The organism is Roseiflexus sp., from assembly GCF_057785375.1.
Genome location: NZ_JBYNRX010000094.1, coordinates 1 through 13863, shown reverse-complemented (window position 1 = coordinate 13863; position 13863 = coordinate 1). Strand labels below are relative to the sequence as shown.

Annotated in this window: 14 protein-coding genes; all 14 read right to left on the bottom strand. The window is 63.2% G+C overall.

The genetic code is table 11. The annotated features are described in order from the left end of the window. Positions 1-96 precede the first annotated feature (96 nt). The gene (locus AC3EA7_RS18635; RefSeq protein WP_488615576.1) at positions 97-2127 is read right to left on the bottom strand and encodes a putative baseplate assembly protein; all 2031 of its coding nucleotides are present in this window, start codon (positions 2125-2127) and stop codon (positions 97-99) included. 11 nt (positions 2128-2138) lie between these two features. After that, positions 2139-2531: a GPW/gp25 family protein gene (locus AC3EA7_RS18630; RefSeq protein WP_488615575.1), complete on the bottom strand. Its 393-nt coding sequence runs from the start codon at positions 2529-2531 to the stop codon at positions 2139-2141. Between the two features lie 6 nt (positions 2532-2537). Further along, entirely contained in the window at positions 2538-2828 is a 291-nt protein-coding gene (locus AC3EA7_RS18625; protein ID WP_488615574.1) for a PAAR domain-containing protein, read from the bottom strand. A 13-nt stretch (positions 2829-2841) separates the two neighbouring features. Continuing rightward, on the bottom strand, positions 2842-4614 hold the full coding sequence (locus AC3EA7_RS18620; RefSeq protein WP_488615573.1) for a VgrG-related protein: 1773 nt from the start codon (positions 4612-4614) through the stop codon (positions 2842-2844). Beyond that, positions 4607-5284, bottom strand: a complete 678-nt coding sequence (locus AC3EA7_RS18615) for a CIS tube protein (protein WP_488615572.1) — start codon at positions 5282-5284, stop codon at positions 4607-4609. Before AC3EA7_RS18615 ends, AC3EA7_RS18620 begins: the two co-directional genes overlap by 8 nt. A gap of 16 nt (positions 5285-5300) precedes the next feature. Then, positions 5301-7859, bottom strand: a complete 2559-nt coding sequence (locus AC3EA7_RS18610) for an eCIS core domain-containing protein (protein ID WP_488615571.1) — start codon at positions 7857-7859, stop codon at positions 5301-5303. Beyond that, positions 7852-8280 carry a phage tail protein gene (locus AC3EA7_RS18605; RefSeq protein WP_488615570.1) on the bottom strand — a complete coding sequence of 143 codons (429 nt, stop codon included), beginning with the start codon at positions 8278-8280 and terminating at the stop codon, positions 7852-7854. Before AC3EA7_RS18605 ends, AC3EA7_RS18610 begins: the two co-directional genes overlap by 8 nt. Before the next feature lie 3 nt (positions 8281-8283). Next, on the bottom strand, positions 8284-8475 hold the full coding sequence (locus tag AC3EA7_RS18600) for a hypothetical protein (RefSeq protein ID WP_488615569.1): 192 nt from the start codon (positions 8473-8475) through the stop codon (positions 8284-8286). A 5-nt stretch (positions 8476-8480) separates the two neighbouring features. Next, positions 8481-8852 carry a phage tail assembly protein gene (locus AC3EA7_RS18595; protein WP_488615568.1) on the bottom strand — a complete coding sequence of 124 codons (372 nt, stop codon included), beginning with the start codon at positions 8850-8852 and terminating at the stop codon, positions 8481-8483. A 99-nt stretch (positions 8853-8951) separates the two neighbouring features. Continuing rightward, positions 8952-9392 (bottom strand): phage tail protein, encoded by a 441-nt coding sequence (locus AC3EA7_RS18590; protein ID WP_012121317.1) that lies wholly within the window; start codon positions 9390-9392, stop codon positions 8952-8954. Positions 9393-9410: 18 nt separating this feature from the next. Further along, positions 9411-10976, bottom strand: a complete 1566-nt coding sequence (locus AC3EA7_RS18585) for a phage tail sheath subtilisin-like domain-containing protein (RefSeq protein WP_488615567.1) — start codon at positions 10974-10976, stop codon at positions 9411-9413. Between the two features lie 12 nt (positions 10977-10988). Beyond that, positions 10989-11951, bottom strand: a complete 963-nt coding sequence (locus AC3EA7_RS18580; RefSeq protein WP_488615566.1) for a Pvc16 family protein — start codon at positions 11949-11951, stop codon at positions 10989-10991. Positions 11952-11957: 6 nt separating this feature from the next. Then, positions 11958-12374: a hypothetical protein gene (locus AC3EA7_RS18575; protein WP_488615565.1), complete on the bottom strand. Its 417-nt coding sequence runs from the start codon at positions 12372-12374 to the stop codon at positions 11958-11960. Between the two features lie 24 nt (positions 12375-12398). Further along, the coding region (locus AC3EA7_RS18570; protein ID WP_488615564.1) for an eCIS core domain-containing protein at positions 12399-13863 on the bottom strand (1465 nt) is incomplete at its 5' end.

Here is a 13863-nt window from a genome sequence, read left to right as displayed (position 1 = left end):
GTGACAGTCACATCTCCTCACTCGCCACCTGCGCTGACATTGCCAGGATGACCGGCAGCACACGTCAATCCTGCGCCCCCCGCGTGACTGTCACCTTTATGACGCGCTGACCGTCACACGATGCTGCCAGGAGCAGATCAAGGCATGGCGCGGCACATCGAGGCGTGGTGAAACCACCTGCGGCTTCGCCGTGCTCCCCGGTTCGGTCAACCCGATCTGCACTTCCTCGACGAACTCGATCGAAGGGAGACGCTGCATCAACGCATAGATTTCCGACACGTGCAGATCGCGACCAAAGGGCCAGCCGTTGCCATCGGGTCCGCCGACATACGGATTGAGATAGCGATAGAGCGTCTCTTCCGCCTCCTGCTGCACGGCGCGCACAAGCGCCTGATCGCTGCGCGCCGGAACGCGCAATCGCACCTCGATCGACACCCAGAGGTACTGGATCGGACGCACATCGAGCGCAATGCCCAACGGACGCCGCCGATCCAGATAGTCGAGTACACGGGCGCGCAACTCAGCAGAGAGCGTCAGCGCCTCTGGCGGAATCCGGCCGGCGGGGTTATCGGTCTGCGGCAGAACGTAGACGATCACCTGACCGGGGCGCGGCTCCGCCGGACCTCCCGGTTGTGCGCCGGGTCCGATGCAGCACGCACGCGCCACCCCGACTACTTCCTGCGCCAGGTGTTCATAGTCATCAACGGTCACGGCGCGGGTGCGGGTACGGAGGATCTGCGGCGCACGGGCGCGCGCATCATCGAGACCCTGCGGATCACGCCCGCCTTCGGCGGTGCGGCGGTTCGTCACCCGTGACACATACGGGATCGACGTCTTCAGCATCACCAGCGTATTCGCCTGAACGTTGCCGACCACGCCGCCGCCATACTGGTAGCGCGTCATCGTGATGACGCCGCCATGGGGCGGCACACTGCCGAAGTTACGCACCGACCCATCGGGCTGAAGCAACGCCGGACCAAAACTCACCGTGCCGCTCAAACTATCGAGCGTGTAGTGCTGATCATCGGGACCAGAGGCGGCGAAGTCGGGAATCTCGACCCATTCGCGCGGACGACCGGGGAGTGGCGGATCGACGATCAGGACATCGCGCTGTGGATTGCGCGCCAGCACCGGTTTGTTCAGCAGATGAAACTCCTGACCGGGCGTACCGTCGCTGCGCCCGATGACCTCGTTGCGCACGGTGACCGCATGGCGGGCATTGACCGTCCCGCCACGCGACTCGATCCGCAACGCCAGCAGTTCGGGCGAGACCTTGTAGCGATTGTGGCGATTCTCGGGTGTATCCGCCTGCGCATCGGTCAGGCGGCAGCGCAGCCAGTGCGCCGTCACACCCTGGATCGTATCGGGCGCCATCGGCGGCAGGTGCAGCACAATTTCGCCGGGCATATTGAAGCCGCCGGTGCCGTCGAACTCGACCTCGCACGACGACCAGCGCGCCACGCCCCCCTGCCATACCTCCCATGTCAGCGGCGGATTGGTTGGATCGACGCCGGCGCCACGCGCCACATCGCAATCGATCACCAGCGCCAGCACGTGATTGCCGTGGTTGTGTCGGAGTGGAATGTAGAAGGCGTCGTGCGGCAGCGGGTTGGGCGCGAACATGGCAATCCGCCCGTTGGGCAGCAGCAACTGGCGCAACTCATGCGCGCGCCAGCTTGCCGGAACATTCGGTCGCTCCACCTGGCGCACGTACACTTTATCATCGGCCACCACCGCCGGATGGATCGTCAGGTCGGTCTCCGTTGTGAAAATGACCGCCGGGCTGGTTTCGGTGCGTACCGTCGCCACCTCGGTGTCGGCGGGAAGAGTAATCGCCGTCTCCTGCGGCGCTGACAGATAGAAGGTAATCGGCGCCACCGCCGACTGCGGCGGCTCCAGTCGAATGCCGATCAGATTGAGCAGCGTGATATACACCTTATCGGGCACCTGATTAACCCGATAGAGCAACAGATCGGTCATCCAGGCGAACAACTCGATCAGCGCCACTCCCGGATCGCTGACGTTGTGATCGGTCCATTCCGGGCAGAAGCGCGGAATCAGTCGTTTGGCTTCATCGACGATGTCTTGAAAGTGGCGATCATCGAGATTGGGTGTTGGCAGCGACATGCAACCCTCATCTATTCACCCGGAAGACGGTAGAACGGAAACACCAGCGATCGGCGATCATGGGTCGCCTTGATACGATACTCAATCGTGATCAGCATCCGTTCTGGCGTCTGCGGATCGGTATCGATCTCGACATTCAGCACATCGATGCGCGGCTCCCACATCGCCAGCGCCTCTTCAACGTAGTACACGGCAAGACCGGCGGTTGCGGCATCATTCGGCGCAAAGACCAGATCGTGGATCTGGCAGCCGAATGTCGGACGCATCAACCGCTGGCCCTTCGGCGTCAGCAGGATCATGATGATCGCCTGCTCGATATCGACTTCCTGGCGCGCCAGCGCAAAGCGACCACGCGCATCCAGCCCGACCGGAAACGCCCATCCGACGCCAAGAAAATCGCTCATTGCATTTCACCCGCCAATATCAACCTGCGGAAATCCACTCACAATCACACCGCCGTGCGCTGTCTGATCTCCCATGCGTGCCGCCGGCATCCCGCCGATCAGCACCGTTGCGCTTCCTTTGATAATCGTGTCGGGCGGACCCGCGCATGTCGCCATGCCGCTAACCACTGCCGCCGGCATACCGCCGATCAACACCGTCGGCACGCCAGGGGGCATGATCGGACCGCCAATATGCGGCTTTGGACCATCAGACAGCGGGCAGGTATGCATATCGCCAACGCGTGCGGCAGGAGGCATCGCTCGTTTCCTTTCAGTTGATTTTGACCAGCGTCCCCTGAATCGTCAGAATCGCCGACGATTTCACGTCGAGCGTCGCGTTCGCCTGCAAGGATGCAGTCGCATTGGACTTCAGATCAAGGCTGGCATTCGCCTGCAACGAGGCGCTTGCATTCGTCTTCAGATCAAGACCAGTGGCGCCTTCGATGGCCATCGCCTGCTGCGACTTGATGTCAATTTTGCCCTTCGCCTGGATCGTCAGGTTGCCATCGGCGCTGATCGTACCATCTCCTTTGACCTTGATCGTCAACTCGTTCTTCTTGCTGTCGAGTTTGATGATGTTACCGCTCTTGTCCTCGATGGTGATCGACGGCTCGCTGTCGCTATCGTCCAGCGTGATCACGTGACCGGAGCGTGATTTGACCACCCGCTGCTCGACTTTCCCGCCTTTGACGATCTCGCGGGTCTTCTTCGGCAGTCCATCCTTGCCGTTCCACAAGCCACCGATCACATACGCGGCGCGCATATCGCCAGCCTCGAACCCTACCAGCACCTCATCGTTCACTTCCGGCAGAAACTCGATCCCGCGGTCTTTGCCCGCACCAATACCGACCACTCGCGCCCAATGGCTCTGTTGATCGGAGAGGGTTGGAAATTTGACCTTCACGCGCCCCAGGTTATCCGGATCGTTGTTGTCGGTCACAATCCCGATCACCAGACCTTCGATCCGCAAACGCGGCATCTCCGGCTGCACTAGGTTCAACAAGGCATCGGGATTGACCCCCGACACCGAGAAGTCGGTGGCGTACCCGGCGGCGTTATAGCGGTGCGTCGCGCTGGTGACAACGTATGTGCCACTGAAGCGATTGCCGATGTTGGAGATTTTGACTGCTGCGCCCGCCTTGATCTTCGGATTGCCGGAGGCTGTGCCGTCTGCCTCGATGTAGCGGCTTTCGTGCTGATTGAGCACCGCTTTTGCGATTTGCTCCGCTTCCGATTGTGAGCGCACAGCGGATTCGATCAACAGGTCCTTCGCTGTGATGTTGAACGCTTTCTTCGCCAGCGCACCGCCCTTCTCAGAAACGCCGATCGCTGGCGTTACGGCGCCGTTCGTCTCCCGACCGATCACCGCTTCTTTTTTTTGAGGATCCCAACCGCGCACCGTTACCTCATTCACCTGATCGATCGTGCTCAGACGCGGACGAAAGGCGACCAGGTCCTCACCCCATTTCAACTCGACCGGCGCTCGCGCAGCAGGCGGCTTGACACAGCAGAGTTTCCGCCCATCGACATACAGCAGATAGCCGAGCGCCGCCGCACGTTCACGCAGAAACTCCAGGTTCGTCTGGTTCCATTGCACCACATAATCGTGCACTCTGGTCGTCGCGTCCACCTGCGTCTGCAAACCGGCCTCACCGGCGATCTGCGTGATAATGTCGCCGTCAGTCACGTTGAGAAACGTGCGCGCCTGACGTCCACACGCCAGGCGATGGAGTCGATCAAAGGCGCGCACCACAACCTGCACCCCTTCTGCCCCGAAGTGCGGTTCGACCTCGACGATCTCGCCATCGAAGATCGTCTCGGTTGTGCGATTGTCACGGACATTCACCACCAGCGTTTTGCCTGGCGTCAGCCGCTGGTCATCGACCCATTTCAATCTGCGGTCGTTGATGATCAGCGTGGCGACATCGGGCAGATGCAGACTATTCTCGACCGTGATCTCGAGCGCATCCTGAACGAGTTCCGGTGGCGCATCGGCGCCGTCGAGCTTGAGGTAAAAGTCGGAAACATGCCGATTATCACTCATTGGGAATCACCAGCACTGCTCCCGGCGTCAACTCGCGCACCCGTTCCAGACCGTTGGCTTCGGCAATCGGGCGCCAGCGCGTTGCATTGCCGTATGATTTGTATGCGATCCACGACAGAGTGTCGCCTTCGCGCACCCGCCAGACCCGCTCGCCTCCAACGCCGCCGGACGTCGGGTTCTGCGGTTGCAGATTGGCGGTATCTTCGATTTGCTGGAATGTTACGTCAAGTTCGGCGCGCACCGGTGTTCCATCGACCAGAAAGAGGGTGAACTTCTGCGTAATGTTGGTGATAACCGCCTTGAACGACCAGGATGTTCCCCACTGGAAACGCACCTTTGGCGGACGCCCGCGGGTGCTTTTGGGGTCTTTCAGGTCAGGATCGATCATCATGAATGACCAGAGTTTGTCGGTATAGACCTTGCGCACATCCCGCGGTTTCGAGCCGGGGCGCGCGCTGGTGTAGGTGTCGAACAACAGGTGCATTGCCAGAGTCGCCGGTTGCCCGCCGCTAAACTCGAGTTGTGGCACGTTTGTGCTCGGCGTTTCACCGCGGCTCCAGCTGTTCTGCTTGGTGAAGGTATACTCCTTTGGGTTGAACAGGCACTCGACTTCCTGCGAGGGGTTGTCGAGGTTGATAATCTTGGCTTTGACCAGGCTCGTATCGGGCATGCAACGTTCCTCCTATCTACCAGCCGCTGCGCCGCCGCTCGGCTGCCAGCCGGCGCTTCAGCACAGCATAGACCTGGCGTGCAAGTTCGTCGAGATCGGGCGCGGGAGATTGCTCCTGCGCTGGCGCAGTCGTTTCCGGTTGCTGAACCGCAGGCAATGTGCGCGCGGTCTCTGCGGCGCGCGCGACTGGCGCTCCCGGCTGCGGCGGCGCAGTCAATGCTGGCGGCGCAGGCGCAACCGTCACCACCGGCAAAGGCGGCGCTTCCGCCGCCGAACGGGGAGGCGCCAGCCAGTCCGGCAGCGGCTCCCAGGGCGCAGGCAGATTGCCCCAGTGCGTGCGTTCCGGCGCAACCGGCGCATCTTCCGCCTGTGGGGCGGCGCGGGTGTGTTCTGGCGCCTGAACCGGAGGCGCTGTCGAGACGCCTGTACGGGTGGGTGCGACCGGCGGCGCAAAGCGCATCCGCGCAGCCTGAATGGTTTGCGCCTCGACGGCGCGCGCCAGCGCCTCTTCGTCGGTTGCCGGTCCCGGCAGCGCAGGACGGAAACCAGGGCGCTGTTCGGGCGGACGCACAATCGGCGGAATGGCGGTTGGGTCGCGCTGGCGCGCCACGTGGGTCAGTTCGTGCGCCAGCAGACCGAGACCTTCGGCGGTTTCGTCGCCCCTGCCGGGCGCCAGCGCCACATCGTCGCCAAGTGTTACGGCGTCGGCGCGGTACGCCGCCGCCACACGACCGGCTTCCGGGCCGCGCGCGACGCGCACGGTTGCAGGATCGACCCCAACCGCAGCGCGCAGGAAGCGCCGGTTCGACTCGGAGAGGGGCAGCGTAGATGGCGCGAAACGGGCAGCAAACCGTTCACTGCCTGGTGTTGCGGGGCGAACGGTGTTGCCCACCGGCGGCGCAAAGCGCGTCGCGGTCGTCGGAGACGCGGTAGCACCTGGCTGAGGCTCACCGGTCGGTTGCAGCGCAGAACGTCGCTGTTCGCCTCCTGACGCTGCCCATGTTGCACCACCCGACCAGAGCGAGCCAACTGGCTGCGCGGGCATTGCCGGGGGCGCACCGGGTAACGGTCGAGCGGCTTCTTCAGGAGAACGATCTGGCGCCTGTCCAGCTGCTTCTTTCTGGCGGCGGCGACGCTCATCGGCGCGCAGGCGTTCCATCCATGCTTCCACCGAGCGATCAAAGGCGGGCGTCCCAGCAGACGACGGTTGATCCGTCTCGCGCAGCGTCTCCGTAGCCGGAGCAGGCTCCGGCAGCGGCGCGTCAGCGCCCATAGCGCTGCCTGAGCCTGTCGAAGGCAGCGCCGTGCGTTCTTCGACAAAACGCGGCGGCGCGTCAGCGCCCATAGCGCTGCCTGAGCCTGTCGAAGGCAGCGCCGTGCGTTCTTCGATAAAACGCGGCGGGCGGGCAACCCGCATCTCAACCGGGGTCTGAGGTTGCGGTTGGGGTTTCGGCGCAGCAGGCGGAGCAGGCTGCGGTTGCACCGGCGATGAAGAACGCTCCTGCGTGCGTTGTGCAACCCAGGCGCGCGCTGCATCCACAATGGCGGCAGCAGGATCGACGGGCCGTGATGTGTCCCGCGCTGCGGTTGGCGCAGCGCGGGCGGGAGGGGGCGTGGTTGGCAGCACTGGAGCGACTGGCGAGTCCGCCTGATCGGGAATGTGCATTTCTGTTTGCATCGAAATGGCAGACGGCGTTTCTGTCATCTCGTCAGACGCAACGAACGGCGCGATTTCGGGCGAACCGGGCATGCCAGACGTACTCCCTTCTCCCGGCAGCGCCGCAGCGGATGTCGTGGAAAGCCCGGATGCATCACCAGAGTCGGGCGCCATCGGCGACATAGACGCAGTCTCAGACGCAGGCGCTGGCAGCGCTGACGCTTCCCGCCGGCGCCGTTGATCATCGGCGCGCAGGCGTGCCATCCAGGCGGCGGATGAGCGGTCAAACGCCGCAGCGCCTGGTGTCGCAGAGGACGCGCCGCCTTCGGCAGGCTCAGGCGGCGCGGCGGCAGGCTCAGGCGGTGTTGCAACCGGCTCAGGCGCGGCGGCAGGCTTACGCAGCGCGGCGGCAGGCTCAGGCGCGGCGGCAGGCTCACGCGGCGCGGCGACCAGCTCAGACGACAGTACGGGGGAAGACGCGCCCTCGCCTGTCGCTGGTCTGGACGAGAGCGTTTCTCCGCCTGCGGCTGACTCTGGCAGAGGTGCGGAGAACGGCGCCATTCCAGCCGCAGCAGGCCCCGGCGGTGCACCCCCGCCTGCGGTTGACTCCGGCAATGGCGCCAGGGATGGCACAACCCCGCCCGCAACCGGCGCCGGCAGCGGCGCGGAGAGCGGCTCAACCCCGCCTGTGACAGGCGCCAGTGCGATCTCGCTGGCGCCTGGTTCTGGCGGCGCCACAACAAAGACCGGCGCGCGCGCTCGCCGGGGAGGGTTTGCCAGACGCCCCATCGTCCAGAGGATCGGCTGGTCCACCGCCGCACGCGACGTAAGCGGCGCACGCCCGGCGAGCGCGCGCGCGAGGCGCGTATGGCGGCGCAAGCGCATCATGAGCAACCGGCGGATCATGGCATCACCCAACCGTCATTCCGTTGTGCGTCAGTTCGAGCGTCTCCACCGCCGCTTCCGTTGACGCAGCCGTAAATTGTGGACCAGTCCATTTGACGGGATACGCCTCGATGAAATTCCAGCGAAACAACTCTTTCCCTGCCGAGTCGTACATAATGACCGTCACATTCCGCCGGTCGATCGAGCCGCGCGCAATTTTGAGAAACCATTGCAACAGTTCATTCGAACTGGTCATGCCGCGCTTGAGGGTGATGTTGCCGATCTTCGTGCGCCCCGGCAGACGGTGAACGAAATCGTTGTTGCCCCCCTCCTCGAGTTCGGTGACCTCGGTTTCGAGTTGCAGCCCGCTTACCTCGGTGAACACTGCCTGCGGCACGCCGGCAATTTCTACGTAGAATCGATAGGACGGATATGCTTCTTCAGTCGTCGGCACGCTTCACCTCTTCCGTCGCTGTTTTCCGGCGATCACGCCCCTGGCGTGTTCCAGGCGCGCTTCTTCGCGCATCAACCGGTAGACCCGCTCCGCCAGCGCCTCGATGTCAATCGCAGCGGGACGCTGTTCGGATTGTTCCTGCGATGGCGCCGAACCCGATTCCTCATCAGAACGCCGGGAAGGTGATTGAGGCATAACCGCTATCCTGTCATCTCGCCAACCCCGACATCAATGGCAAACCGCGTCCCGCAGGCGGGGCACTGTGTTTCGACCAGATGCGGAGCAGCGGCGTTGATCTGAATGTACATGTCTTGCAGATAGAGAAAATCAGTTGCAAACAGGCGCTCCACGATGGCTGGCGTGATGGCGCCGATCGTGCCAAGGCGGGTAATCACCCGGCTCAGCAGCAGAATGCTGAGATATGCCTCGTTGCGCTGCACCCGCGGATCGTCGAGCGGCTCGATCTCGTCGATTGCCATGGCGCGACGCATCGATCCTTCGCGGTGCAGGTTTCCCTGCTCATCGACATAGCCGCAGGGTAGCACAAATGAGAACTCAGTTTGAAGCATCATGTCATTGCCTGTTGGTGACAGTCACATTCAGGCGCCGGGTCTGCGCGGATTGTCCCCCAGCACCCGGCGTCTCCGATGTGACTGTCACCTCACCCGCGCCTACTGGACGCGCTCGTACCCTTCGTGGACGATTTCGAGGGTTTCGATCGCCACTTCGTTGTTGGTCGCGTTCGCGTCGGGTCCGGTCAGTTTGCTGGGCCAGGCGTTGACGAACTTCCAGCGCGCGACCGGTTCGCCTTTAGTATTGAACATGGTGATGGTGCCATTGCGCCGCGCACCCTGGATGTCTCCCTCCTCGACCATCTTGCGCCACTTCCACATGTCCATGGCGTCGGTGATGCCGCGTTTGAGGGTGACGTTGTTCCACTTCATACGACCGGGGATTTTCTTGATGATGTACTTCCCGTCGGGTCCGCTGGCTTTGCTCTCGACCACTTCGTTCTCGCTGCCGAGACCGGTGCATTCGCGGAAGGCGCCCACGACGCCGTCGCCGAAATCAACACCGAACCATGCTGAAATCAGAGGGTCTTTGTCGGTCATTGGTTCCTCCTCTTATCCTTACGCCCCGCCGCCAGCGAACTGGCTGAAGCGGAAGATGACGAACTCGGCGGGCTTGACGGGCGCCAGCCCGACTTCGATGATCAACTTGCCCTGATCGCGCACTTCGGGCGGGTTCAGTTCTTCGTCGCACTTGACGTAGAACGCTTCGCGCGGCGTCAGACCGAACAACATACCGTCGCGCCAGCAGACGGTCAGGAACGCCTCGACATCGCGCTTGACTCGCGCCCACAGGTTGGGGTCGTTCGGCTCGAAGACCACCCACTGCGTCCCGCGTTCGATCGACTTCTCAACGTAGTTGAACAGACGCCGCACATTGACATAGCGCCAGGCGGCGTCGCTGGCGAGGGTGCGCGCACCCCAGACCCGCAACCCCATGCCGGTGAATGACCGGATACAGTTGACGCCGATCGGGTTGAGCGTATCCTGCTCGCCTTTTGTGATAGCAGTCCCCGGTCCAAGCGCTCCCTGGACGACCTCGTTCGCCGGCGCTTTGTGGACGCCGCGTGTGTTGTCGTTGCGCGCCCAGATGCCCGCGATGTGGCCGCACGGCGGGATCTCCATCTCGGTCTTGCCGTCTGGTCCCATGATCTTGATCCAGGGGTAGTAGAGCACGGCGAACTTCGAGTCGTAGTTCGTGTCGCGCTCGCGCCACTGTTTGACCTGCTGCGGCGTCAGACCGGGCAGCGGATCGAGAATAACCATGCGATCCTGCATGCGCTCGGCGTGAGCGATCATCGCCAGCTGAACGGCTTTGACCCCTTCCTTCGTGATCGCGCCCGACTGATAGGCTGCCATCAGGTCCGGTGCGCAGATCATCGTCACGTCCTCGGCGATCTCCAGCCCCTCGACGCCGCTGCGCTCGGCGGCGCTGCCCACAAACGTCGTGGCGTCCACGCGCGCAGGAATGATCGGCGCTGGCGGCTTGATGACCGACATGCCGAACTCTGGCACGCGGTCCGCCAGCGAGCCAGTCGCCGGTCCTTCGGCAACCTGCACCAGCGTGCTGGAACTGTTGATCTTCTCGACAACGTAGGAGGTTCCGTCCTTTGGTCGCTTGTTCAATGAGACATTCTCATGGACTTCCTGCACCTCCCCCATGCTGATCTTGACCGTGAACGCTTCCGGCGGCGGATTTTCACCGACGGGCGGACCGATTTCGACCTGAATGTCGCTGGCGGTTTCGCTCTTTGGCGTCACGATGAGCGACGTCAGCGCCTTCGAGGCGCGCGTCGGCAGTTCGAGTCGCGGCTGAGGGGGCGCTTTGCCGTCCGCCTGTTGCGGGATGCGCGTCACATAGCAACGACCGCCGCCATTGAGGAAATACCCGTAGACGGCATGCGAGAGGTAAGCGCCATCCATGTGCGGATTGCGCCGCCCGCTCTCATCGAGGCGACCAAACTTCTCGACATACTGCGTCCAACTGGTCACCAGCACGGGCTGATTGACGGGACCGGCAGCGGCGAACCCGACGAACGCCGCCATCGCCGTGCCGACCCCTTCAATCGGGCGCGGACCGCTGCTGACTTCTTCGATGTAGACGCCGGGCGAGAGATACTCTGGCATGAACCGCTCCTTTCAATCCAGCAAGATATCGTATGAGTCCGACGGCGTTGCGAATGTTGTAATGTGAACGCTCCCATCGGGGCGTATCACCCGCAGGGTCACTTCCCTGGCTGGAATGTGACTCAGCGCATATCTGCCTTCGCTATTCGTAACCGTTTCGATTGCACCTCCTTCGATGGCAACCGTTACTCCTGCAAGCGGCGCACCGGTACGATCGCGCACTGCTCCGCCGATCCGGATGAACTCCGTGGGCGTACCGGCATCGGTTCGCTGCCGGACGCGCAGCGTTCGCGTCAGCACCAGCGGCGTATCAATAACGACCTCGAGATCGACCGGCACGGTCACCACGTACAGCAGCGAGGCGCGCGGCGCCTGTTCGAGCGCGTTCCACACGTCGAGCAGACGCATACTTTCCTCGGCAGTGGCGATTTTAGTCGTCACCTGCGGTTCATCGGTCAGCGCCATCATCGCTGAACGCGCCGCTGGTCCGACCTCGGCGGAGGCAAGGGCGCGGCGCAGGTCGGGCAGCGTGGTGCGATCGCCAGCCCCGGCGAGCGCGGTGAAGCGCGCCTCTTCCGCAGCGTACCCCTCGCGCCCCGCGATGATTGCCATCGCCGCCGCCAGCGACGCCGGCGGCAACGACGAAAAACGCAGCAATGTGGCGAGCACGCGATAGATCAGCAAATGCTCGTCGTCGGCGACTGTGGTGAATGCCGTCACCATGTAGCGCAGATCGAAGCGGCGCGCTGGCATACGATACGATACGCCGCTTCCGCCGCGCATCACCGGCATGTTCGTCTGGCGCAGATCGACGTTCTCATCAATATCGAACAGATACAGATTGATCGTCGGGCGCACCAGCGAATGAACCCACTCCTTCGTCGGGCGCTCGAAGCGTATGTCGACCTCATCCGCCGGGATCAAGCCGCGGTTCAGGATCATATGGCGAATGGCAAGATGGACATCTGCAATCATCGTCTGTCACTTCCGGGAGGCAGCGCCGCCCGCCTGCGCGCGAAACACGATCAGGTTGCGCACCTGAATGAGCCAGCGCACCAAATTGCGGTAATCGTTTTCATCGCGGCAGGCGTCGATGGCCGCACGCACAATGCGCGCAATCTGCGGGAACCCGCGTTTCTCCAATTCTTCGACCAACTCTTCGGGCATGGCGCTGGCACGTTTCAGGCTGATCTCGTTCGCGGTCGTCAGCATGCGATTGAACATCGGCAGCGGCACGCCCGCCTCTTCGACCTGCAGCGCCATTGCTGCGCTGCCGATCCCCTGTAATACCAGCGGCAGCCGTCCCTCTTCATCGCGCAGCCCTTCGGCAAACAGCCCGGTCAGATCGAGGTCGAGCTGCTCCTGGCGCGTGTAGTCGCGGTGCGGATCGATTGGCATGGTTACTCCTCGCTATCAGCACGCCTACGGCGTCGCGGGTTGCGGCTGCGCCGCCAGCACAGCCGATGGCACGTCGATGGCGGTCAACATTGTGTGCCCGCTCGGCAGGTTCAACGTGCTGTCCTTGAAATCTTGCTCGGTGCGCCAGACGGTATCGCCGGTGGCGACGTCGTGAATCTGGATGCGGTTGCCGCTGATGGCCATTGCCATCACATAGTGCGCTGTATCGCCAACGCTGCCGCCAACAACGATTGGCACGAAAATCCCTGCGGTCAGATTGGTTCTCAGCACATCGAGCGCCGCATCGAGCGTAATCTGTGTGCCAACGATACGTGTCTGATAGGTGACCCCGGTCGCACCGGCGAGCGCATTCATTTCCGCCTCGACCCACGCGCCGCCGGTGGGCTGGGTGCGATCGGTCGCCGGATTGCCGGTTCCCGTCGCGGCATGCGTGTCGAGGATCGCTCTTTGCTCGCCGGCAAGCATCTGATTGGGAATGGTGTCCGGGGCGCTAACGGCATGTTCCGATGCCTGTTCAATCGGTCCGGCGGAGCGCAACGCCAGTGCATAGATCGGGTCGGCAGAGGCGCGGATGACCTGCACCGACGTGGGACCGCAACTGTTGCCGTACTGCTGAATAATACCGCGCTCGACGCCATCCGCTTCGTTCAGGTCCACCACATTCAGGTTACGCAACAACCAGTTGTCGCTCAGTCCGCGGATCGTGGCGGCAAACTCGGCGATGTCGCTCAGTGAACGGCTCGCTGCCAGCGCCTTGCACAGAAACGCGCGTTCCATCTTGGAGCCAGCGCTCTGCAGCAGCGCCCGGAAGGCGGTGTACTCATCGTCGGAAAGCGCCGCGACCGCCGGTTCGATCCGCTGCGCCTGGTACACCGTCAACACGCCGGGCTGAATATGAGCAGCAATCATCGCACGGTCTTCATTCGTCCAGCGTTCCACCGGCTGCGGCTGCGGTCCGGGCGGTTGCGGCTGTGGTCCGGGCGGTTGCGGCTGCGGTCCCGGCGCTCCCGACTCCAGCGCGCCCCAGGTCAACGGTCCAATAATGCCGTCGGGCGCAAGACCGCGACTCTGCTGAAACGCAATCGTCGCCTGGCGCGTTTTTGGTCCAAAGATGCCGTCCACCGCCAGCGGCGGCGCTGCGCCGTGCTGGTTGAGCAACTGCTGCGCATCGGCGACGTCCTGTCCCCGGCTGCCGTAGCTGATCATGCGTCGTCCGCCGCCGCCCTGCGAACCGCTGGAGGAGGGGGTCTGCATATTGCTGGGAAGACCCAGATTCGCACCACTGCCGTGCAGATCAGGCGGCGTCTGGCGCTGCACTCGCGCCGCCCCGCCGGTCTGCTGGATGGTGTGGGTCAATTCGTGCGCCAGCAGCGCGCGCCCGGCATCGCTGCCTGGCTGATACTGCCCCGGCGCAACCGCGATGTCATTGCCGACGGTGAACGCCAGGGCGTCGAGCGACCGCGCGACG